Consider the following 18,307-nt stretch of genomic DNA (forward strand, 5'->3'; position numbering starts at 1 on the left):
AGGTGCGGACGCGCGGGCGATCAACCGTTGCGCGGACCGCGCGGCTTGAAGCCGTCGCGGCGCGGCGGGCGATCGTTGCCGCCCGGGCCGCCCGGCCCGCCACGGTGGCCACCCGGACCGCCGCGGTGACCGCCCGGGCCACCCGGCTTGCCGCCGAACTTCGGCTTGAACGCCGGGCGCGGCGACGGGGTCAGGTCTTCACCCGGCTGCACCTTGCGCATCTGGAGCTGCTGGCCCGACACCCAGACCTTCTTCAGGTGGCTGAGCAGGTCGTCCGGCATCTCCGCCGGCAGGTCCAGCACGGAGAAGTCGTCATGGATGTCGATGCGACCGATGAAGCGGCTTTCCAGCCCGGCCTCGTTGGCGATCGCGCCGACGATGTTGCCCGGCTTCACCCCGTGCACGTGGCCCACTTCGATGCGGAAGGTTTCCATGCCCTGCTCGGCGGGACCGCGCGGCGCGATGTCGCGGCGCGGAGCGCGTTCGAAGCCACCGTCGCTGTTGCCGAAATCGCGTTCCGGGCGCGGACCGCGGTCATCCTCGCGGCGCGGGCCACGCTCGAAGCGCGGCTCGAAACGGGCCGGACGCTCGCCACGATCATTGCGATCATTGCTGCGCGGGGCACGTTCTTCACGCGCGCCGCGCACCGGCGGGGTCAGCAGGAAGGGCGAGTCGCCCTGCAGCAGCTTGGCCAGCGCGGCGGCGATGTCGATCGCCGGCACGTTCTTTTCGCCTTCCAGGCGCTGCAGCAGGTCGCGGTAGAACTCGGTGCCACCGGCATCGAGCGCATCGCTGACCCGGCTCATGAACTTGGTGATGCGGGTGTCGTTGACCGCGTCCACCGACGGCAACTGCATTTCCTCGATCGGCTGCCGGGTGGCGCGCTCGATCGCGCGCAGCATGCCCTTCTCGCGCGGGGTGGCGAACAGGATCGCGTCGCCGGTGCGGCCGGCACGACCGGTACGGCCGATGCGGTGCACGTAGCTTTCGGTGTCGTACGGGATGTCGTAGTTCAGCACGTGGCTGATGCGCTCCACGTCCAGGCCACGCGCGGCCACGTCGGTGGCGACCAGGATGTCCAGCTTGCCTTCCTTCAGCATGCCGATGGTGCGCTCACGCTGCGCCTGCTGCATGTCGCCGTTGATCGCGGCGGCCGCCAGGCCACGCGCCTGCAGCTTCTCGGCCAGCTCTTCGGTCGCCGCCTTGGTGCGCGAGAAGATGATCATCGCGTCGAACGGTTCCACTTCCAGGATGCGGGTCAGCGCATCCAGCTTGTGCATGCCGCTCACCCACCAGTAGCGCTGGCGGATGTTGGCCGAGGTGGTGGTCTTGGCCGCGATGGTCACTTCGGCCGGGTTCTTCAGGTAGGTCTGTGCGATGCGACGGATCTGCGGCGGCATGGTGGCCGAGAACAGTGCGACCTGGCGGGTTTCCGGCAGCTTCTTGAGCACGGCTTCGACGTCGTCGATGAAGCCCATGCGCAGCATTTCATCGGCTTCGTCCAGCACCAGCGTCTTCAGTTCGGACAGGTCCAGGGTGCCGCGGTCCAGGTGGTCGATCACGCGGCCGGGGGTACCCACCACCACGTGCACGCCACGGCGCAGGGCCGACAGCTGCTGACCATAGGGCTGGCCGCCGTACACCGGCAGCACGCGGAAGCCGGGGATCTTGGACGAATAGGTCTGGAAGGCCTCGGCGACCTGGATGGCCAGTTCGCGGGTCGGCGCCAGCACCAGCACCTGCGGCTTGGCCTGGTTGAAGTCCAGGTTGGACAGCACCGGCAGGGCGAACGCAGCGGTCTTGCCGGTACCGGTCTGGGCCTGGCCGAGCACGTCGCGGCCTTCCAGCATCGCCGGAATGGTGGCGGCCTGGATCGGCGACGGGGTTTCATAGCCGACGGCGGCTACGGCCTGCATCACAGCGTCGGACAGGCCGAGGTCTGCGAACAGCAGCGGCGCGGAAGATTCTTGGGACATGGGGAACTCCGAAGCACTACCCCTATGCGTGGCAGTGCGATAAAAAAAGGGGATGGTCCGCGCTTTGGGCGCCCTTTCTTATCGCGTGCCCTGGCGCTGCTCGGTCGGAGGAGAATTCACTCGCTCAGGGCGCGATGATACCGCATGGATCCTGAACAACGTGTACAGATTCGGGCGTGGATGCCGTTCTGCGGCAGGCTGGCGCACAATACGCGGCCACTTCCGGCCCGGTCCCGTCCGCGCCCCTTCAAGGATACCCGCTCCATGCAGACCCTCGAATTCGAACTCGACCGCGACTACGTCGAGCTCAAGCAGCTGCTCAAGCTGGCCGACCTGGTCACCAGCGGCGGCGAGGCCAAGACCGTGATCGGCGATGGCCAGGTGCTGGTCGACGGCGAGGTCGAGCTGCGCAAGGCCTGCAAGATCCGCGCGGGCCAGCAGGTCCAGTTCGGCGACACGGTCATCCACATCATCGCCGATTCCGACGCTCCCTGAGCCCCGCTGCGCCTCACCGCTGGGTCAGATGCGCGGCGATGAGCTGCCGGAACGGCGTAACCCTCTGCGCCACGCGCAGTCCGGCCCGGCGCAGCAGGCGCGCGGGCAGGCGGTCGTCCGTGTACAACGTGGCGATCGCATTGGTTGCCTCATACAGCGGCCGCGACGCCAGCCGGTGGCCCCGCTCATAACCTGCCAGGCCGGCCGGCGTGGCGATGTCGGCGCCCCGCTGCGCCGCCCGCCGCACCACGGCAGCCAGGCGCTGCTGGCTCTGCAGGCCAAGGTTGAAGCCATGCGCGGTGACCGGGTGCATGCCCACCGCCGCGTCACCAATCAGCGCGCAGCGCTCGCCGATGAAGGCGTTGGCGTACACCCCCACCAGCGGGTAGGCGATGGCGCGCGCCACCGGGGTCATTGCCCCCAGCCGATGCTCGAAGAACGCGCTGACGCGCTCGCCGAAGCGCACCGGATCCTGCGCCAGCAGCGCCTCCACCTGGCGCGGCGGCAGGGTGATCACCGCCGAGGCCTGGTTGCCGTTGAGCGGCAGCAGGGCCAGGGTGCGCCCATGGCCGAACCACTCCCATGCGGTGTGCTGGTGCGGCACCTCGACCTGCATGCGGCACACCAGCATCGATTTGCCGAAATCGTGCATGCGCGCGCCGATCCCGAGCATGCGCCGGGTCGAGGAAAAGCGGCTGTCCGCCGCCACCACCAGCCGTGCCTGCAGCCGACGACCGTCAGCCAGGGTCACCTCGCTGTGCAGCGGGCCCGGCACGATGGCGCGCACGCTGCACTGGTCCAGGATCTGAAGGCCCGCCTGGCACTGCACGCTGTCCCATGCCGCGCGCCGGATCAGGTGGTTGGGTACCAGCCAGCCAAGGTCGCCGCCCGCCTCCTGTCCCGCGGCAAAGGTCAGCGCGAACGGCGAGCTGCCGTCCAGCACCTTCGCATCGCGCAACGGCGAGATCTCCCGCGCATCCAGCCGCGCCCACAGCCCCAGCCGCTCCAGGATCTTCCGCGAGGCATGGGTGAGCGCGATTTCGCGTCCGTCGAAGGCCGCTTCGGCCAGTTCCGCGCGCGGCTGCTGCTCGACCACCGCCACGCGCAGGCCGCTACCGGCCAGCGCGCGCACGAAACACAGCCCGGCCGGCCCGGCCCCGACCACCACCACATCCACCGACGTGGCGGCGGTCTGTGTCGCGCCTGCTTCGATCCCGTGCGTGTGCGGCATGTTCCGTTCCCGATGTTGGTCCACGCTCGAGCCTAACGGCGCGCGGCGCGGACCACCTTGATCTGGATCAGACGCGTCGGCAGCGGTTCACGCCAGCCCGTGCAGCAGGCGCCACAGCAGCAGCACGATGCCCACCATCGACACCACCCATACCAGGCTGCGGACGTAGGGAATGCCGGCGGCATACAACGGCACGTAGACCACGCGTGCCCAGAAGTACAGCTGCACCGCCAGCGCCGTGCTGCCGTCCTGGCGCTGGGTCAGCACCACCGCCAGCACGGCGGCGGCGAAGAACGGAAACGTTTCAAGGAAGTTGGCCTGTGCGCGCTGCAGGCGCGCAGCGAGCGGTCCCGGCGGCGGCGGCGTGCCATCGCGCGCCGATGCATTCCAGGCCGTCCCGCGCTCGCGGGTGACCGCGGCGGCGGCGAGCATCACCTGGACCAAGCCCAGCACGATCGCCCAGCCCAGCATCTTGATTTCGATACCCATGTGCTGCTCCTTCTTGTTGGGTCAGGGCGCGGCGGCGCGCACGCTGTAGCCGGCCAGGCGCCAGACCCTGTCTTCGTCCAGGCGGAACGAGACCAGCTCGCGCACCGGTTGCGCGCTGTTGGCGAAACGGGTGGGGAAGCTGACGTTGATGTACAGGCCTTCGGGAACCGTGGCACCGGGGGCGTATTTGACCCGGGTGACCACCGGCTGGCCGCGCGACTGCAGCGCACCGAGGCGTTTGCGGTCGGCGTCGAGCTGGGCGACGAAGGCCTGCTCGGTCACCGAGCGGCGGGCAATGGCCGATGCACCCTTCCAGGCTTCCGCCGCACGCTGGGTGTCGACCAGCTGCGCGACCTTCAGGCCAGCGGCAGCCATTTCGGCGTCCTGCTTCTGCACCTGCGCCTGCTGCTGCGGGGTCAGCGCGGGTCGTGCCGGTGCGGCCGGTGCGCTGGGGACCGGACGTGCCGGTGCCGGTGCAGGCGTGGCCGGCGGCGGAGTCTGGGCCAGGGCAACGGCGGGGAGCAACAGCGACAGCAGCAGCGGAACGCGCATCGGGACACCGTTAGCGGCAGAGGACTGCAGGCCAGTGTACGGGAACCCCGTGAGCGGTCCGTCAGTTGCGTTCGGCCGCCTCCGGCGGCGGCTGGTCGGCGTCGCTGGCGGTGCGCTCGGCGACCGCGTCGCGGGGTTTGTCGCTCGGCGGCAGCAGGATCGACACATCGATCTCCGACAACGGGCTTTCATCCGGGCAGGTCGCGTCCGGGAAGCCGAACCGCTGCTTGAGGGTCTGCCCGCAGCGGGTGATCGCCTCCAGCTCGCTGCCCTCGCGCTTGCACTCCTGGTCGAACGCGACCAGGAATGCGTCCTTGCGCCGCACGAAATCATCGCCGCACTTGCGCATCTGCTTGATCCGCTCCAGGTCGTCCTGCACCGCGTTGGTGCCGTCCAGCCCGAACTGGCGCAGCTCGTCGCTGCTGAGCAGGCGCAGGCTGCGGTTGGGCACGGTCATCATCAGGTCGGCCACGCCCACCGCCACCCCGTTGCGCTGCAGGTAGTCCTTGACGTTGGCATACACCTCGTGGAGCTCGCGGTTGAGCTCGGCACGCGAGGTGGCCTTGGAGCTGATCCGCATCATGCGGTGGATGCCGACCTTGCCCGACACCAGGCGGTTGTCGCCGGCCGCGAGCACGAACACGCAGGCGCTGTGGCAGACCGAGCCTTCGCGCACCCAGATGGTCCAATTCGTCTCGCCGATGCGGTCCCCGGCCACGATTGCTGCTTCCACCTGGCCGCCGCTGGAATCCAGGTCGAGGATGCGCCGCGATACCTGCTGGGCGTCGGCCACCAGGGCGACCCGGGCCACCAGTTCGGCGAAGCCGGGATTGATCTTGCCCGAGTAGCGCACGCGCAGCAGGCCGCGTTCAACGCACGGCCCGATCGCCGCTTCCAGGTGCGCGCGGTCGAGCCCTTCCAGCGGCACGCCGTCACCGGCAGCGTCGGCGTACTCGGTGTCGCAGCTGATCCAGGCCTTGCCGTTGTCCAGCGCCACCTCGGGCCAGCCCTGGTCGCCCCGCCGCGGCGGCGGCGGCGGCGCGGGCGGCGCATCGGCGGCGTTGATCGACACCATGTGGTCGCCGTCGGCTGTCTGTGCCCGCACCGCCTTGTCCGCCGCAGTGACGTTGCCGGGATTTTCCAGTTGGCTGCAGGCCACCATGGCCAGGCACGACAGCAACAACCCGCAGGACTTGAGCAGCTTGGACACCCGGCTTCCAGACAGAGGCGCGCCGAAAACGGCACATGAAGGCACAGTCTAGTGCGCGCGGCCGCCGGCGCGACAACCTGTCCTGAACCGCGCGGGCGGCGGCCTGCATAGCTGTCCGAAAATGGCGAGCCTGCCCCCGGCCAGGCGCATAGACTGGGCCCCATGGACACCGCCCTGCCCCTGGACTACGCCGCCTGCGAAAGCGCCCGCCTGGCCCGCGATGCGCGCTTCGACGGGGTGTTCTTCACCGCCGTGCGCAGCACCGGCATCTACTGCCGGCCGGTGTGCCCGGCGCCCGCGCCGAAGCCGTCCAACGTGGACTACTACCCCACCGCGGCCGCGGCCGCGGCCGCCGGCTTCCGCCCCTGCCTGCGCTGCCGCCCGGAGCTGGCCCCGGACGCGCAGGACGCGCTCAGCAACGAGACCCTGCAGCGCGCCCTGGCGTTGATCAACGATGGCTACCTGCAGGACGCGGCGGTCGGCACGCTGGCCGCGCGGCTGGGACTGAGCGCGCGCCAGTTGCAGCGCCTGTTCGTGGCCCGGCTGGGCGCCGCGCCGGCGCAGATCCACGCGACCCGCCGCCTGCTGCTGGCCAAGCAGCTGCTGACCGAAACCGCGCTGCCGGTGACCGACGTGGCGATGGCGGCCGGTTACAACAGCCTGCGCCGTTTCAACGCGGCGTTCGTGGACGGCTGCGGCATGCCGCCCACCGCGATCCGCCGCCAGCGTGGCGCGCTCGCCGAAGGCGCGCTGACCCTGCGCCTGGGCTACCGGCCGCCACTGGACTTCCCGGCGATGCTGGCGTTCCTGCGCCGTCGCTGCATTCCGGGCATCGAACAGATCGACGCCAGCAGCTACCAGCGCGTCATCGGCCCGGCCGATCGCCCATCGCTGATCCGGGTCAGCGCCGATCCGAAACGACCGGAGCTGCTGCTGCAGCTGGGCCAGGTCGATCCACGCGCGATTCCCGGGATCGTGCGCAACGTGCGACGCATCTTCGATCTCGACGCCGACCTGCGCATCGTGCACGCCACGCTCGCGCAGGACCCGGTGCTGGCACGCGGCATCGCCGCGCGACCGGGACTGCGCGTGCCCGGTGGCTGGGACGGCTTCGAGGTCGCGGTGCGCGCGGTGCTGGGCCAGCAGGTCAGCGTGGCCGCAGCGATCACCCTGGCCCGGCGCGTGGTAGACCGCTTCGGCACGTCGCTGGCAGGCATGCCCGAGGGCCTGGACCGGCAGTTCCCGAGCCCGGCGCAGCTGGCCGAGGCGCCGCTCGAAGGGATCGGATTGCCGCGCACGCGCGCGTCGACGGTGCGTGCGGTGGCCACGGCGGTGGCCGAAGGCCGGCTGGATTTCGCCGCCGGCCAGCGCCTGGACCATTTCATCGAACGCTGCGTGGCGCTGCCCGGGATCGGGCCGTGGACCGCACACTACATCGCGCTGCGCGCGCTTGCGCTGCCCGATGCCTTCCCCGCCGGCGACCTGGTGCTGCAGCAGGTGCTGGGCGGCGACACGCGGCTGGGCGAACGCGCCACCGAGGCCCGTTCGCAGGCCTGGCGGCCCTGGCGTGCCTACGCCGTGCTGCACCTGTGGCACCTGGCCACGTCCGCTTCGGAGTAACCGCATGAACCTGCTCTACGACACCTTCGACAGCCCCATCGGCGCACTGACCGTAGCCGGCGACAGCCAGGGCATCCACCACATCCTGTTCGAGAACAACCGCTACGACGCCAAGGGTCGCGACCGCTGGCAGCGCGACGCCGCTGCGCTGCGCGAGGCGCGCACGCAGCTGCTGCAGTTCCTGGCCGGCGAACGCAATGGGTTCGACCTGCCGTTGGCACCGCATGGCACGACGTTCCAGTTGCGGGTCTGGAAGGCGCTTGCCGACATTCCGTTCGGCGAGACCTGGAGCTACGTGCAGCTGGCGCGCCACATCGGCCACCCCACCGCGAGCCGCGCGGTAGGCGCGGCCAACGGGCGCAATCCGCTGCCGATCGTACTGCCCTGCCACCGGGTGATCGGCAGCGGCGGTGCGCTGACCGGTTTCGGCGGCGGGCTGGAAACCAAGGCGGCGCTGCTGGCACTGGAAGCGCGCACGCAGCCGTTGTTCGCCTGACCGTGCCATTGGTTGTCTTCGCTGCGTCACTGCGGCGAACTATCATGGACGGATGATTTCCGTCCGCCTTTCGCTGGCGCTTGCCGCCGCCCTCGCGTTGACCAGCTGTGCCAGCGCCCCGTCCACGCCGCCCGCCGTGGCCGCAGCACCGACCGCCCCCGCTGCGGCACGCACGCCGAAACTGCTGCTGGTGTCGATCGATGGCCTGCGCGCGGACATGCTCGACCGCGGCATCACGCCGAACCTGTCGCGCATCGCGCACGACGGCGTGCGTGCGCGCTGGATGACGCCGTCGTATCCGTCGCTCACCTTCCCCAACCACTACACGCTGGTCACCGGGCTTCGCCCGAACCATCACGGCATCATCCACAACAGCATGCAGGAAGAGCGCCTGGGCCGTTTCCAGGTCAACCTGCCCGAGGCCGTGACGGACTCGCGCTGGTGGGGCGGCGAGCCGATCTGGGTCGGCGCCGAGAAGGCAGGGGTGCGCAGCGCGACGTGGTCGTGGCCGGGCAGCGAGGCGGCCATCCAGGGCGTGCGCCCGAGCCAGTGGCGGGTGTACGACCCGAGCGTGCCGCTGTCGGCGCGGGTGGAGCAGGTGCTGGCCTGGGTGGCGCAGACCGATGCCGATGCACCGCGCCTGGTCACGCTGTACATGGAGCAGGTCGACAAGGCCGGGCACCACGACGGACCGGATTCGCCCGAGTACGCGGCGGCGATCGTGGCGGTGGACACGGCGATCGGGCAGCTGCTGGACGGGCTGGCCGCACGGGGTCTGGAGGAAGGCACGAATGTGATCGTGGTGTCCGATCACGGCATGGCCAGCGTGCCGGACGGCCAGTCCATCGCGGTGGAAGACATGATCGACCCGGCCATCGCCACCAACGTCTCGCAGGGCCAGTCGATCGGTTTCGCACCGCTGCCGGGCAAGCAGCGCGAGGCGGAAAAGATCCTGCTGGGTGCGCATGCGAACTACGACTGCTGGACGCGGCAGACGTTGCCGGCGCGCTGGGAATACGGCTCCAATCCGCGCATTCCGCCGATCATCTGCCAGATGCACGAAGGCTGGAACGCGCTGTATCGCTCGCGCCTGGCCAAGCGCGAGCCTGGCGACCGCGGCTCGCACGGTTACGACAACGCCCTGCCCTCGATGCGCGCGATCTTCATCGCGCGCGGCCCGTCGTTCAAACAGGGCGCCACGTTGCCGGGCTTCGACAATGTCGACGTCTACCCGTTGATGACCCGCCTGCTCGACATCCCCACCGCGCCGAACGACGGAAACCCGGAAACGCTGCTTCCTGCCCTGAGGTGAAGCAGCCACGCAGGGCGTGGCTCTACGGGATGCGATGCGGTTCGACGAAGCCAGGCGCAAAAAAAACGCGGCGCAAGCGCCGCGTTTTTTCGTCGGACCGGGCTGAGCGATCAGCTGGCCTTGGCGACGGCCTTCTTGGCCACTGCCTTCTTCGCCGGGGCCTTGGCCACGGTCTTCTTGGCGACCGGCGCAGCTGCGCCCACGGCCACCTTGCTCACCGCGTGCGAACGCGAATTGCCGTAGCTGGCGTTGTAGCGCTTGCCCTTGGCGGTCTTGCGGTCACCCTTACCCATGTCGTCAACTCCTTAGTCTGAAATCTGATTACCCCGTGCTGGCACGGGTTCGGCGGGCCCGTCCTTGCAGACGCCCCCGCGCACGATCGGAAAGCCTACCACAGCGCCTCAGTGCGCACAGCTCGCATCATGGACGTGGCCATGGTTCAGCCGCAGGTTGACCAGATGGGCAACGCCCACCAGCACACCGCCCAGCGTCATCACCACCGCATGCGGGACCGGCGCATGGTGCAGTGGCGCGTACAGCAGCCCCGCCCACAGCGCGCTCAGGCCCGGGATCAGGAACCCCAGCGCGCGCAGCGCACCGTGGCGGCGGTAGCCCCACACCAGGCTGAACAGACCCAGCAGGGTCACGAAGCTGACCAACGCCAGCTCCACCCCGTCGCCCAGCCACACCGACAGGCCCAGCGACGGCGCCGCCGCCAGCAGTATCGGCAACACAGCGCAGTGCACCGCACACAGCAGCGAACCGGTGGCGCCGAAGCGATCAAGCAGATGTCGAAGACGGGGGAACAGGGGCATGACTTCCAGCAGGGTCGGCGAAACGATATGGAATAATATAACATCAATCCCGACGCGCACTCCCTCCCCCCTGCCACACCCCGGCAATACCCACTCCCAAGGGATTGGCGCGCCCCACCATTGATACATTGTAACAATACGACCGACGGATCCCCTGCCCATGCGCTCTTCCCGCACCCTACAGCCGCACGCCCTGTCCCTGGCGCTCGCGGCCGCCCTGCTCCCGTCGCTGGCGTTCGCCGCCGACGACGCCGCCTCGCGTGACCGCCACCTGACCGAACTTTCCGAGGTCAAGGTCACCGCCACCCCGCTGCAGGGCGATGCCGAATCGCTGGCGCGCCCGGTCGACGTGCTTGCGGGCGAACGCTTGGACGAACAGAAGGCCGGCACCCTCGGCGACACCGTGGCCAAACTGCCCGGCGTGCAGAGCACCTTCTTCGGCCCCGGCGTCGGCCGCCCGATCATCCGTGGCCAGGAAGGCCCGCGCGTGGCCGTGCTCTCCAATGGCATGGGCAACATGGATGCCTCCACGGTGAGCGCCGACCATGCCACCAGCATCGAACCGTTCCTGGCCGACCAGATCGAAGTACTCAAGGGTCCGGCCACGCTGCTGTTCGGCAGCGGCGCCATCGGCGGCGCGGTGAATGTCGTCGACGGCCGCATCGCCCGCGACCTGCCCGACCGCCCGCTCAGCGGCCGCGCCGAACTGCGCGGCAACTCGGTCAATGACGAACGCAGCGGCATGTTCCGCCTCGACGGCGTCAACGGTAACTGGGTGCTGCACGTGGATGGCCTGGTGCGCAATGGCGATGACTACCGTATTCCCGGCTACGCCGTGATCGACGGCCTCGAAGACCACAGCGGCCACGACCACGAAGAAGGCGACACCGACGAACCGCGCCGCGGCACCCTGGACAACAGCTCCATCCGCACCCGTGCCGGCGGCGTCGGCGCCACCTGGCTCGGCGAGGGCGGCTATTTCGGTGCCTCGGCCAGCACCTACCGCACCAACTACGGCATCCCCAACGGCGCGCACGTGCATGCCGACGACGACCATGACCACGATCACGATCACGACCATGGCGACGAGGAAGAAGAAGGCGAAGAGCATGACGTGCGCATCGACATGGTGCAGAACCGCTTCGAAGCCAAGGGTGGCATCTACAACCCGGTCTCGTTCCTGAAGAACATCAACCTGCGCACCGCCTACACCGATTACGAGCACGTGGAGCTGGAAGGCGGCACGCCGTCCACCCGCTTCACCAACCGCGGCATCGAAGGCCGCCTGGAAGCGGTGCAGCAGCAGATCGGCGGCTGGGACGGCGCCTTCGGCCTGCAGTTCGGCAACAGCGATTTCGGTGCGCGCGGCGAAGAAGCCTTCGTGCCCGACACCAACACCCGCAACCTTGGCCTGTTCGTGCTGCAGGAAAAGCAGTTCGGTCCGTTCAAGCTCGAACTCGGCGGCCGCCACGACCAGGTCAAGCTCGACCCGACCGGCGAGTACCGCGCGCGCACCTTCGACGCCACCAACCTGTCCGCCGCCGGCATCTGGAAGCTCAACGACGCGGTCGACCTGCGCTTCGGCGTGGACGGCTCCGAGCGCGCGCCGACCAACGAAGAGCTGTATGCCGCCGGCGCGCACATCGCCACCCGTTCGCTGGAAATCGGCGACGCCAACCTGAAGACCGAACGCGGCCAGCGCGTGGAACTGGGCATCCACACCCACAGCGACCGCCTCGACTTCTCCGCGTCCATCTACCAGACCAGGTTCAAGGACTTCATCTACCTGGCCGACACCGGCGTGGTGGAAAGCCTGCCGGTTCGCCTCTGGACCCAGCAGGACGCCACCTTCAAGGGCGCCGAGGCCGAAGCCCTGGTGCACCTGTTCGAAGGCAACAGCGGCGACTGGGACCTGCGCGTGTTCGGCGACTACGTGAAGGCCGAACTGGACGGCAGCGGCAGCGGCAGCCGCAGCGTCGACATCGCCGTGCCGCATGGCGACCACGACCACAACTACACCGTGGACCTGGCCAACAGCGGGTACCTGCCGCGTATCTCCCCGGCACGCGTGGGCGCCGACCTGCGCTGGTCGCGCGATGGCTGGCGGGCCTCGGTGGGTGCGGTGCGTTACAGCAGCCAGAAGGACACCGCGCAGAACGAAGACCCCAGCGCCGGCTACACCCTGGTCGACGCGCACTTCGCCTACCGCTGGGACCGCAGCGACAGCAACAGCTACGAAGTCTTCCTGGACGGCAACAACCTGACCAACCGCGAGGCGCGTGCGCACACCTCGCTGCTGCGCGACTACTCGCCCTTGCCCGGCCGTGGCGTCGCGTTCGGCATCCGCGCGTATTTCTGATCCCCACTGGGGTGCAGGGTTTGATCTTCGGGGGCCGCAAGGCCCCCGTTTTTTTGCCGGGGCGCTGGCTTCACGCTTCGTTGACCAAGCACAGCGGCCTCATACCGGCATCGCCTGCCCGGCTTCCATTCCGGACATTCCTGTCCGAAACTAGCGCATGCAAAGTCAACGTGCCGATGCGGCTGCCCGCCGCGCCCTGATCCTGGATGCCGCGGACGCGGTGTTCGGGCAGCATGGCGTTACCGCGCCGCTGGACCTGGTGGTGGAAAAGGCCCAGGTCGGCCGCGCCACGCTGTACCGCAACTTCCCCGACCGCACCGCACTGATCGAAGCCCTGCTGGACCGTGCCGTGGCGCGGATTGCGCGCCAGCTCGAAAGCCTTGGCGATCGCGACGATGCCCTGTTCGAAGTGCTGCAGGGCATCGCCACGCGCATCGTGACGTCGCCGGCGCTGGCCGACTACTGGCGCGCGGTGGATGCCGACGACCCCAGCATCAAGGCCGCGCGGCAGACCGTGCAGGGGCTGCTCAAGGCGCCGATCCAGCGCGCCATCGACGCAGGGTTGTGCCGGCCGGACCTGCAGCCGGCCGACATCTCGCTCATGTCCAGCATGCTCGGCGCTGCCCTGCGCGGCAAGACCCGCGAAGAGCGTGCCCGCCTGGCCACGCGCGGCCTGCAACTGCTGCGCGCCGGACTGCAGGGACCCACCGACGGGGCCGGCTGATGGCCGACTACCTCAAGCCCGTTCCGGACTGGGAAGAGCACGAAAAGCCGACCCTGCCCGGTTCGGCCTCGATGCCCTGGCATCCGCCGCATCGCCGCGTTGCCTACGCCCTGGTGGCCCTGCTGGTCGGCATCACCGGCGGCCTCGGCAATGCGCTGGTCAGCGCCAACCTGCCCTACCTGCAGGGGCAGCTCGGGCTGACCCCGGCGCAGGGCAGCTGGCTGGTGGCGGCGTATGCGATGGTCAACGTCACCGCCAACCTGCTCGCCTTCAAGTTCCGCCAGCAGTACGGCATCCGCCTGTTCGCCGAAATCGGCCTGGGCCTGTACGCCGCGCTGGCGCTGCTGCACCTGGTGGTCGGCAGTTTCGAAACCACGGTCATGCTGCGGGCCGCCAGCGGCTTTGCCGGCGCCGCCTGCAGCACGCTGGGCACCCTGTACATGCTGCAGTCGCTGCCGCGCCGCTTTACCGGCAACCTGCTGGTGATCGGGGTGGGCATCTCGCAGATGGCCGTTCCGATCGCGTGGCTGGTCTCGGCGGGGCTGGTGGACACCGGCCAGTGGCACAACCTGTACCTGTTCGAGGCAGGGCTGGCGCTGTGCGCGTTCGCCGCGGTGGTGCTGCTGAAACTTCCGCCCGGCGTGCAGATCAAGGCCTTCGAGCCGATGGACTTCCTGACCTTCGCGCTGCTGGCGCCGGCGGTCGGGCTGCTGGTGGTGGTGCTGGCGCAGGGCTACGTGCGCTGGTGGTTGGACACCCCGTGGCTGGGCTGGGCGCTGGTAGCCTCGATCACCCTGGCCACCACCGGGTTCCTGATCGAGCACTACCGGCGCAACCCGTTGCTGCAGACCCGCTGGCTGACCAGCCTGCCGGTGCTGCATTTCATCGTCGGTGCGTTCCTGATCCGCTTCCTCACCACCGAACAGTCCTATGGGGTGGTCGGGCTGATGCGCCAGCTCGGCATGGGGCCGGACCAGATGCGCCCGTTGTTCGCGGTAATCCTGGCCGGGGTGATCTGCGGCATCGCGGCCAGCTCCCTTACCTTCGGCCCGAAGCGGATCATCCCGCAGCTGCTGATGGCGATCCTGCTGCTGGGCAGTGCGGCCCTGCTCGACCAGAGCCGCACCAGCCAGGACCGCCCGCACGACTTCTTCGTCAGCCAGTTCCTGGCCTCGATGGGCGCCGGCATGTTCATGGGTCCGCTGATCATGCTCGGCATCACCCAGGCGCTGAAGCAGGGCGTGGACCACATGATCACCTTCCTGGTCACCCTGTCGATCACCCAGACCCTGGGCGGGTTGGCCGGCTCGGCGGTACTGGGCACGTACCAGCTGCACCGCGAGCAGGTCTATTCCAGCGCGCTGGTCAGCCAGCTCGACCCGGCCGATGGCGTGGTCGCGCAGCGCATGAAACTGCAGCAGCAGCTCTACGCACCGCTGTTGACCGACCCGGTGCAGCGCAGCGCGCAGGGCGCCGCGCAGCTGGCGCAGATCACCCGCCGCGAAGCCAACGTGCGCGGTTTCAATGACGTGTTCTCGCTCAGCGGCCGGGTCGCGCTCGGCTTCCTGTGCTGGCTGCTGCTGTTGTCGGTGCGGACCGCCGTGCTCAAGCAATGGCGCAAGCGCCACCCGCCTGCCCCCTCCCCCATCACGCCCGCGGGCGTCGACCCTCGATGAGTCCCGATATGCCCACTCCACCGCCGCGTGACGACGCGCCCGAGAACGTCAATCCCGCGCCGCCCACCGATGCCGCGCCGGCAGCTACCGGTGCTGCGGCCGCCCCGGCTGCGCCCAGCGCGCCGAAGTACCTCAAGCCCAGCGCGCGCAGCGTGGTGGTGATGATCGTGCTGGCGCTGCTGGGCATCGCGCTGATCCTGCGCGCGTGGTCGCTGTGGCCGTTCAACACCACGTGGGTCAGCACCGACAACGCGTACGTGCGTGGCCAGATCACCGTGCTGGCGCCGCAGGTGAACGGCTACGTGACCGAGGTGCTGGTCAAGGACTTCCAGCACGTCAAACAGGGCGAGCCGCTGCTGCGCATCGACGACCGCATCTACAAGGAAAAAGTAGCGCAGGCGCAGGCGAACCTGGACAGCGCGGTAGCCGCACTGGCCAACTCCGACCAGGCGCAGGCGCAGAACCGCGCGCAGATCGGCGCGGCCCGGGCGGCGCTGTCGGCAGGCCAATCGGAGCTGGCGCGGTCGCGCAACGAGCTCAAGCGCTATGAAGAACTGGCCGACCAGCAGCTGGTGGCGCTCAACGACCGCGACAAGTTCCGCACCAGCGCGCAGGCCGCGCAGTCATCGGTGCAGCAGTCGCAGGCGCAGATCCGCATCGCCGAGGAAACCCTGACCTCCACCCAGGTGGCGCGCAAGGGCCTGGAAGCAGGCGTGGAAACGGCGAAAGCGCAGCTGGAGCTGGCACGGATCGACCTGGCCAACACGGTCATCCATGCCCCGCGCGACGGGCAGGTCAGTGAAGCGTCGGTGCGGCTGGGCCAATACGTCACCGCCGGCTCACAGCTGCTGTTCCTGGTGCCGGACGCGCTATGGGTAGTGGCCAATTTCAAGGAAGGCCAGACCTGGAAGATGCGCATCGGCCAGGAGGCCAGCTTCTCGGTGGACGCCTTCGACGGCGAGCGCTTGAGCGGGCGGGTCGAGCAGATCGCCCCGGCCACCGGCTCGGAGTTCAGCGTGCTGCGTCCTGACAATGCCAGCGGCAACTTTACCAAGGTGGTCCAGCGGCTGCCGGTGCGAATCGCAATCGACCCGGACCAGGAACTGGCGCCGCGCCTGCGCCCCGGCATGTCCGTGGTGGTGCGGGTAAACACTGCCCCGAAGGACCGGTAGGGTCGGTTCCCAAACGACCGCCGACCCGGTTGATCGGCACTTGGACGCATGACCCCGGCCGGAGCCGCGCCTTCGTTGCAGGTCATGCGTTACCGGACCCTGCACCTTTATCGGCGGTCGTTTGGGAACCGACCCTACCGTCAGCGCAGCATCTTCATCATTACCCGCGCGACCGGCGCCGTATTGCCGATCAACCCCGGCAGCTGCATCACCCCGCGCAGCGGGCGCAGAGTCCGTGCACTTCCAGCGTCTGCGCCTGCGGCTGGAAGCCCAGCTCCTTGGCGCGCTTTTCCAGCTGGCTGACGATGTCGCGGTCTTCCAGCTCCACCGCGCTGTGGCAGCTGTTGCAGATCAGGAACGGCACGGAGTGCTGCGCACTGCTGGGATGGTGGCAGGCCACGAAGGCATTCACCGATTCCAGCTTGTGCACAAAACCATTGGCCATCAGGAAATCCAGCGCGCGGTACACCGTGGGCGGGGCATCGGCGCCCACGCCCTTCCCGTTGCGCACCCATTCCAGCAGCTCGTAGGCCTTCACCGGCTTGCCGGCCTCGGCGATCAGGCGCAGCACGTTGGCGCGGATCGGCGTCAGCCGCAGTCCGCGCTCCGTGCACACGCGCTCCACCACCTTCACGAAGTCCGAAGCGTCGTGAACGTGATGGTGTGGAGCGGTACAAGCGGTCTTGGCGGACATGCGGTCTCCTGTGGTCAGGCCGTCGGTACTTTAGTAAGTGCGACGTCGATGCGTTTCAAGGCCTCTTCACGCCCAGCCAGAAACACGGTCTGGGAAATGTCCGGGCTGACCTGGGTGCCGGTGATGGCCACGCGCAGCGGCTGGGCGACCTTGCCCATGCCGATCTCCAGCGCGGTGGCCACGTCATGCAGGGCGACCGACACGCTTTCAGCAGTCCACTCGCTGGCCGCCGCCAGCAGCTCCCGGGCCTTGCCCAGCGCCAGTTCCGCGCCCGGCTTGAAGTGCTTGGCCACCGCCGCCTCGTCGTATTCGACCAGCGGCTGGTACCAGACCACCGCCTTCTCGGCCATTTCCTTCAGGGTCTGCACGCGGTCGCGCAGTGCCACCACCACGTCGGCCGGCGCCGGGCCGGCGCCCAGGTCCAGGCCCAGCTTGTTCAGCTGGTAGACCAGGTGCGGGGCGATGTCGGCCGGGCTTCCGGTCTTCAGGAAGTGCTGGTTGACCCAGCCCAGCTTGGCCATGTCCAGGCGCGACGCCTTGGAATTGCAGTTGGTCACGTCGAACAGGTCGATCAGCTCCTGGCGGCTGAACAGCTCCTGGTCGCCATGCGACCAGCCCAGCCGGGCCAGGTAGCTCAGCAGCGCGTCGGGCAGGTAGCCGGCGTCCTTGTACTGCATCACGTCGGCCGCACCGGTGCGCTTGGACAGCTTGGCGCCCTGCTCGTCCAGGATCATCGGCATATGGCCGAACTTCGGCACCGGCGCGCCGATGCCTTCGTACAGATTGATCTGGCGCGGGGTGTTGTTGATGTGGTCGTCGCCGCGGATGACATCGGAAATGCGCATGTCCCAGTCGTCCACCACCACCGCGAAGTTGTAGGTGGGGAAGCCGTCCGGGCGGAAGATCACCATGTCATCCAGCTCGCTGTTGGCGATCTCGATGCGGCCCTTGATCAGGTCGTCGAACACGACCGTGCCTTCCAGCGGATTCTTGAAGCGGATCACCCGGTTCGGATCGTCGCGGTAGGGCAGGTTCAGCTCGCGCGCGGCGCCGTTGTAGCGGGGCTTTTCCTGCTTCGCCATGGCCGCCTCACGCATCGCATCGAGCTCCTCGCGGGTCTCGTAGGCGTAATAGGCCTTGCCGTCGGCGATCAGCTGCTCGGCCACTTCCTTGTACCGGGCCACGCGCTGGGTCTGGTAGATCGGGCCTTCGTCGTAGTTCAGGCCCAGCCACTCCATCGCCTCCAGGATCGCGTCGATGGCGCCCTGGGTGCTGCGTTCACGGTCGGTATCCTCGATGCGCAGCACGAATTCCCCGCCACGGTGGCGCGCCTCCAGCCAGCAGTACAGCGCCGTGCGGGCGCCACCGATGTGCAGATAGCCGGTGGGACTGGGGGCGAAACGGGTGCGGCAGGTCATGGGGGGCTCGGGAGAACGGGAATCGGGACGATTTTACCTGCCCCGGCCGGCATTGGGGGCCGGGGCGT

Annotated in this window: 17 protein-coding genes; 8 read left to right on the forward strand and 9 right to left on the reverse strand. The window is 68.9% G+C overall.

The features are described 5' to 3' along the window. Positions 1-20: 20 nt before the first annotated feature. Positions 21-1,976, reverse strand: a complete 1,956-nt coding sequence (locus FSZ13_RS04410) for a DEAD/DEAH box helicase (protein WP_145478180.1) — start codon at positions 1,974-1,976, stop codon at positions 21-23. A gap of 264 nt (positions 1,977-2,240) precedes the next feature. Between FSZ13_RS04410 and FSZ13_RS04415 the strand changes: the two genes are divergently transcribed. Next, positions 2,241-2,471, forward strand: coding sequence for an RNA-binding S4 domain-containing protein (locus tag FSZ13_RS04415; RefSeq protein ID WP_145478181.1), 231 nt, complete (start codon positions 2,241-2,243; stop codon positions 2,469-2,471). Between the two features lie 13 nt (positions 2,472-2,484). On the opposite strand, the gene ubiM is transcribed toward FSZ13_RS04415, so the two are convergent. The 4 genes from ubiM to FSZ13_RS04435 all read right to left on the reverse strand — a co-directional run bounded on the left by ubiM (position 2,485) and on the right by FSZ13_RS04435 (position 5,905). Beyond that, a complete protein-coding gene (ubiM, locus tag FSZ13_RS04420; RefSeq protein ID WP_145478182.1) occupies positions 2,485-3,702 on the reverse strand; it encodes a 5-demethoxyubiquinol-8 5-hydroxylase UbiM in 1,218 nt (405 codons plus the stop codon). Between the two features lie 87 nt (positions 3,703-3,789). Then, positions 3,790-4,191 (reverse strand): MAPEG family protein, encoded by a 402-nt coding sequence (locus FSZ13_RS04425; protein WP_145478183.1) that lies wholly within the window; start codon positions 4,189-4,191, stop codon positions 3,790-3,792. A 21-nt stretch (positions 4,192-4,212) separates the two neighbouring features. Continuing rightward, positions 4,213-4,743 (reverse strand): DUF4019 domain-containing protein, encoded by a 531-nt coding sequence (locus tag FSZ13_RS04430; protein WP_145478184.1) that lies wholly within the window; start codon positions 4,741-4,743, stop codon positions 4,213-4,215. Positions 4,744-4,804: 61 nt separating this feature from the next. After that, the gene (locus FSZ13_RS04435) at positions 4,805-5,905 is read right to left on the reverse strand and encodes a hypothetical protein (RefSeq protein WP_145478543.1); all 1,101 of its coding nucleotides are present in this window, start codon (positions 5,903-5,905) and stop codon (positions 4,805-4,807) included. 210 nt (positions 5,906-6,115) lie between these two features. Here FSZ13_RS04435 and FSZ13_RS04440 point away from each other — a divergent pair, with 210 nt between their 5' ends. Genes FSZ13_RS04440 through FSZ13_RS04450 form a run of 3 tightly spaced genes read left to right on the forward strand, consistent with a single transcriptional unit; the run spans position 6,116 to position 9,381 of the window. Beyond that, on the forward strand, positions 6,116-7,573 hold the full coding sequence (locus tag FSZ13_RS04440; protein ID WP_145478185.1) for a DNA-3-methyladenine glycosylase 2: 1,458 nt from the start codon (positions 6,116-6,118) through the stop codon (positions 7,571-7,573). A 4-nt stretch (positions 7,574-7,577) separates the two neighbouring features. Beyond that, on the forward strand, positions 7,578-8,069 hold the full coding sequence (locus FSZ13_RS04445; RefSeq protein WP_145478186.1) for a methylated-DNA--[protein]-cysteine S-methyltransferase: 492 nt from the start codon (positions 7,578-7,580) through the stop codon (positions 8,067-8,069). A gap of 52 nt (positions 8,070-8,121) precedes the next feature. Further along, positions 8,122-9,381, forward strand: a complete 1,260-nt coding sequence (locus FSZ13_RS04450) for an ectonucleotide pyrophosphatase/phosphodiesterase (protein WP_145478187.1) — start codon at positions 8,122-8,124, stop codon at positions 9,379-9,381. Positions 9,382-9,491: 110 nt separating this feature from the next. Here FSZ13_RS04450 and FSZ13_RS04455 read toward each other — a convergent pair whose 3' ends face one another. Then, positions 9,492-9,674: a 30S ribosomal protein THX gene (locus FSZ13_RS04455; protein ID WP_145478188.1), complete on the reverse strand. Its 183-nt coding sequence runs from the start codon at positions 9,672-9,674 to the stop codon at positions 9,492-9,494. Positions 9,675-9,782: 108 nt separating this feature from the next. Beyond that, on the reverse strand, positions 9,783-10,196 hold the full coding sequence (locus tag FSZ13_RS04460; RefSeq protein ID WP_145478189.1) for a MerC domain-containing protein: 414 nt from the start codon (positions 10,194-10,196) through the stop codon (positions 9,783-9,785). A gap of 160 nt (positions 10,197-10,356) precedes the next feature. Between FSZ13_RS04460 and FSZ13_RS04465 the strand changes: the two genes are divergently transcribed. From FSZ13_RS04465 to FSZ13_RS04480, 4 genes are all read left to right on the forward strand, one after another. Beyond that, positions 10,357-12,555, forward strand: coding sequence for a TonB-dependent receptor (locus tag FSZ13_RS04465; RefSeq protein WP_428999967.1), 2,199 nt, complete (start codon positions 10,357-10,359; stop codon positions 12,553-12,555). Positions 12,556-12,712: 157 nt separating this feature from the next. Next, positions 12,713-13,279, forward strand: coding sequence for a TetR/AcrR family transcriptional regulator (locus FSZ13_RS04470; protein WP_145478191.1), 567 nt, complete (start codon positions 12,713-12,715; stop codon positions 13,277-13,279). Next, complete coding sequence (locus FSZ13_RS04475) at positions 13,276-14,955, forward strand: MFS transporter (protein ID WP_145478544.1); 1,680 nt, start codon at positions 13,276-13,278, stop codon at positions 14,953-14,955. Before FSZ13_RS04470 ends, FSZ13_RS04475 begins: the two co-directional genes overlap by 4 nt. An 8-nt stretch (positions 14,956-14,963) precedes the next feature. Beyond that, positions 14,964-16,127 (forward strand): HlyD family secretion protein, encoded by a 1,164-nt coding sequence (locus tag FSZ13_RS04480; RefSeq protein ID WP_145478192.1) that lies wholly within the window; start codon positions 14,964-14,966, stop codon positions 16,125-16,127. 208 nt (positions 16,128-16,335) lie between these two features. Here the strand turns inward: FSZ13_RS04480 and FSZ13_RS04485 are convergent, their stop codons facing one another. After that, the gene (locus FSZ13_RS04485; protein WP_145478193.1) at positions 16,336-16,821 is read right to left on the reverse strand and encodes a Fur family transcriptional regulator; all 486 of its coding nucleotides are present in this window, start codon (positions 16,819-16,821) and stop codon (positions 16,336-16,338) included. 14 nt (positions 16,822-16,835) lie between these two features. After that, entirely contained in the window at positions 16,836-18,239 is a 1,404-nt protein-coding gene (gltX, locus tag FSZ13_RS04490; protein ID WP_145478194.1) for a glutamate--tRNA ligase, read from the reverse strand. Positions 18,240-18,307 lie beyond the last annotated feature (68 nt).

The organism is Stenotrophomonas rhizophila (genome assembly GCF_007667275.1).
GTDB classification, from domain to species: Bacteria; Pseudomonadota; Gammaproteobacteria; order Xanthomonadales; family Xanthomonadaceae; genus Stenotrophomonas; species Stenotrophomonas maltophilia_AE.

Bases quoted from the DNA above. Each gene is read 5' to 3' on its own strand.
- FSZ13_RS04410 (WP_145478180.1), bottom strand. From the start codon at position 1,976: ATGTCCCAAGAATCTTCCGCGCCGCTGCTGTTCGCAGACCTCGGCCTG.
- FSZ13_RS04415 (WP_145478181.1), top strand. From the start codon at position 2,241: ATGCAGACCCTCGAATTCGAACTCGACCGCGACTACGTCGAGCTCAAG.
- ubiM (WP_145478182.1), bottom strand. From the start codon at position 3,702: ATGCCGCACACGCACGGGATCGAAGCAGGCGCGACACAGACCGCCGCC.
- FSZ13_RS04425 (WP_145478183.1), bottom strand. From the start codon at position 4,191: ATGGGTATCGAAATCAAGATGCTGGGCTGGGCGATCGTGCTGGGCTTG.
- FSZ13_RS04430 (WP_145478184.1), bottom strand. From the start codon at position 4,743: ATGCGCGTTCCGCTGCTGCTGTCGCTGTTGCTCCCCGCCGTTGCCCTG.
- FSZ13_RS04435 (WP_145478543.1), bottom strand. From the start codon at position 5,905: ATGGTGGCCTGCAGCCAACTGGAAAATCCCGGCAACGTCACTGCGGCG.
- FSZ13_RS04440 (WP_145478185.1), top strand. From the start codon at position 6,116: ATGGACACCGCCCTGCCCCTGGACTACGCCGCCTGCGAAAGCGCCCGC.
- FSZ13_RS04445 (WP_145478186.1), top strand. From the start codon at position 7,578: ATGAACCTGCTCTACGACACCTTCGACAGCCCCATCGGCGCACTGACC.
- FSZ13_RS04450 (WP_145478187.1), top strand. From the start codon at position 8,122: ATGATTTCCGTCCGCCTTTCGCTGGCGCTTGCCGCCGCCCTCGCGTTG.
- FSZ13_RS04455 (WP_145478188.1), bottom strand. From the start codon at position 9,674: ATGGGTAAGGGTGACCGCAAGACCGCCAAGGGCAAGCGCTACAACGCC.
- FSZ13_RS04460 (WP_145478189.1), bottom strand. From the start codon at position 10,196: ATGCCCCTGTTCCCCCGTCTTCGACATCTGCTTGATCGCTTCGGCGCC.
- FSZ13_RS04465 (WP_428999967.1), top strand. From the start codon at position 10,357: ATGCGCTCTTCCCGCACCCTACAGCCGCACGCCCTGTCCCTGGCGCTC.
- FSZ13_RS04470 (WP_145478191.1), top strand. From the start codon at position 12,713: ATGCAAAGTCAACGTGCCGATGCGGCTGCCCGCCGCGCCCTGATCCTG.
- FSZ13_RS04480 (WP_145478192.1), top strand. From the start codon at position 14,964: ATGCCCACTCCACCGCCGCGTGACGACGCGCCCGAGAACGTCAATCCC.
- FSZ13_RS04485 (WP_145478193.1), bottom strand. From the start codon at position 16,821: ATGTCCGCCAAGACCGCTTGTACCGCTCCACACCATCACGTTCACGAC.
- gltX (WP_145478194.1), bottom strand. From the start codon at position 18,239: ATGACCTGCCGCACCCGTTTCGCCCCCAGTCCCACCGGCTATCTGCAC.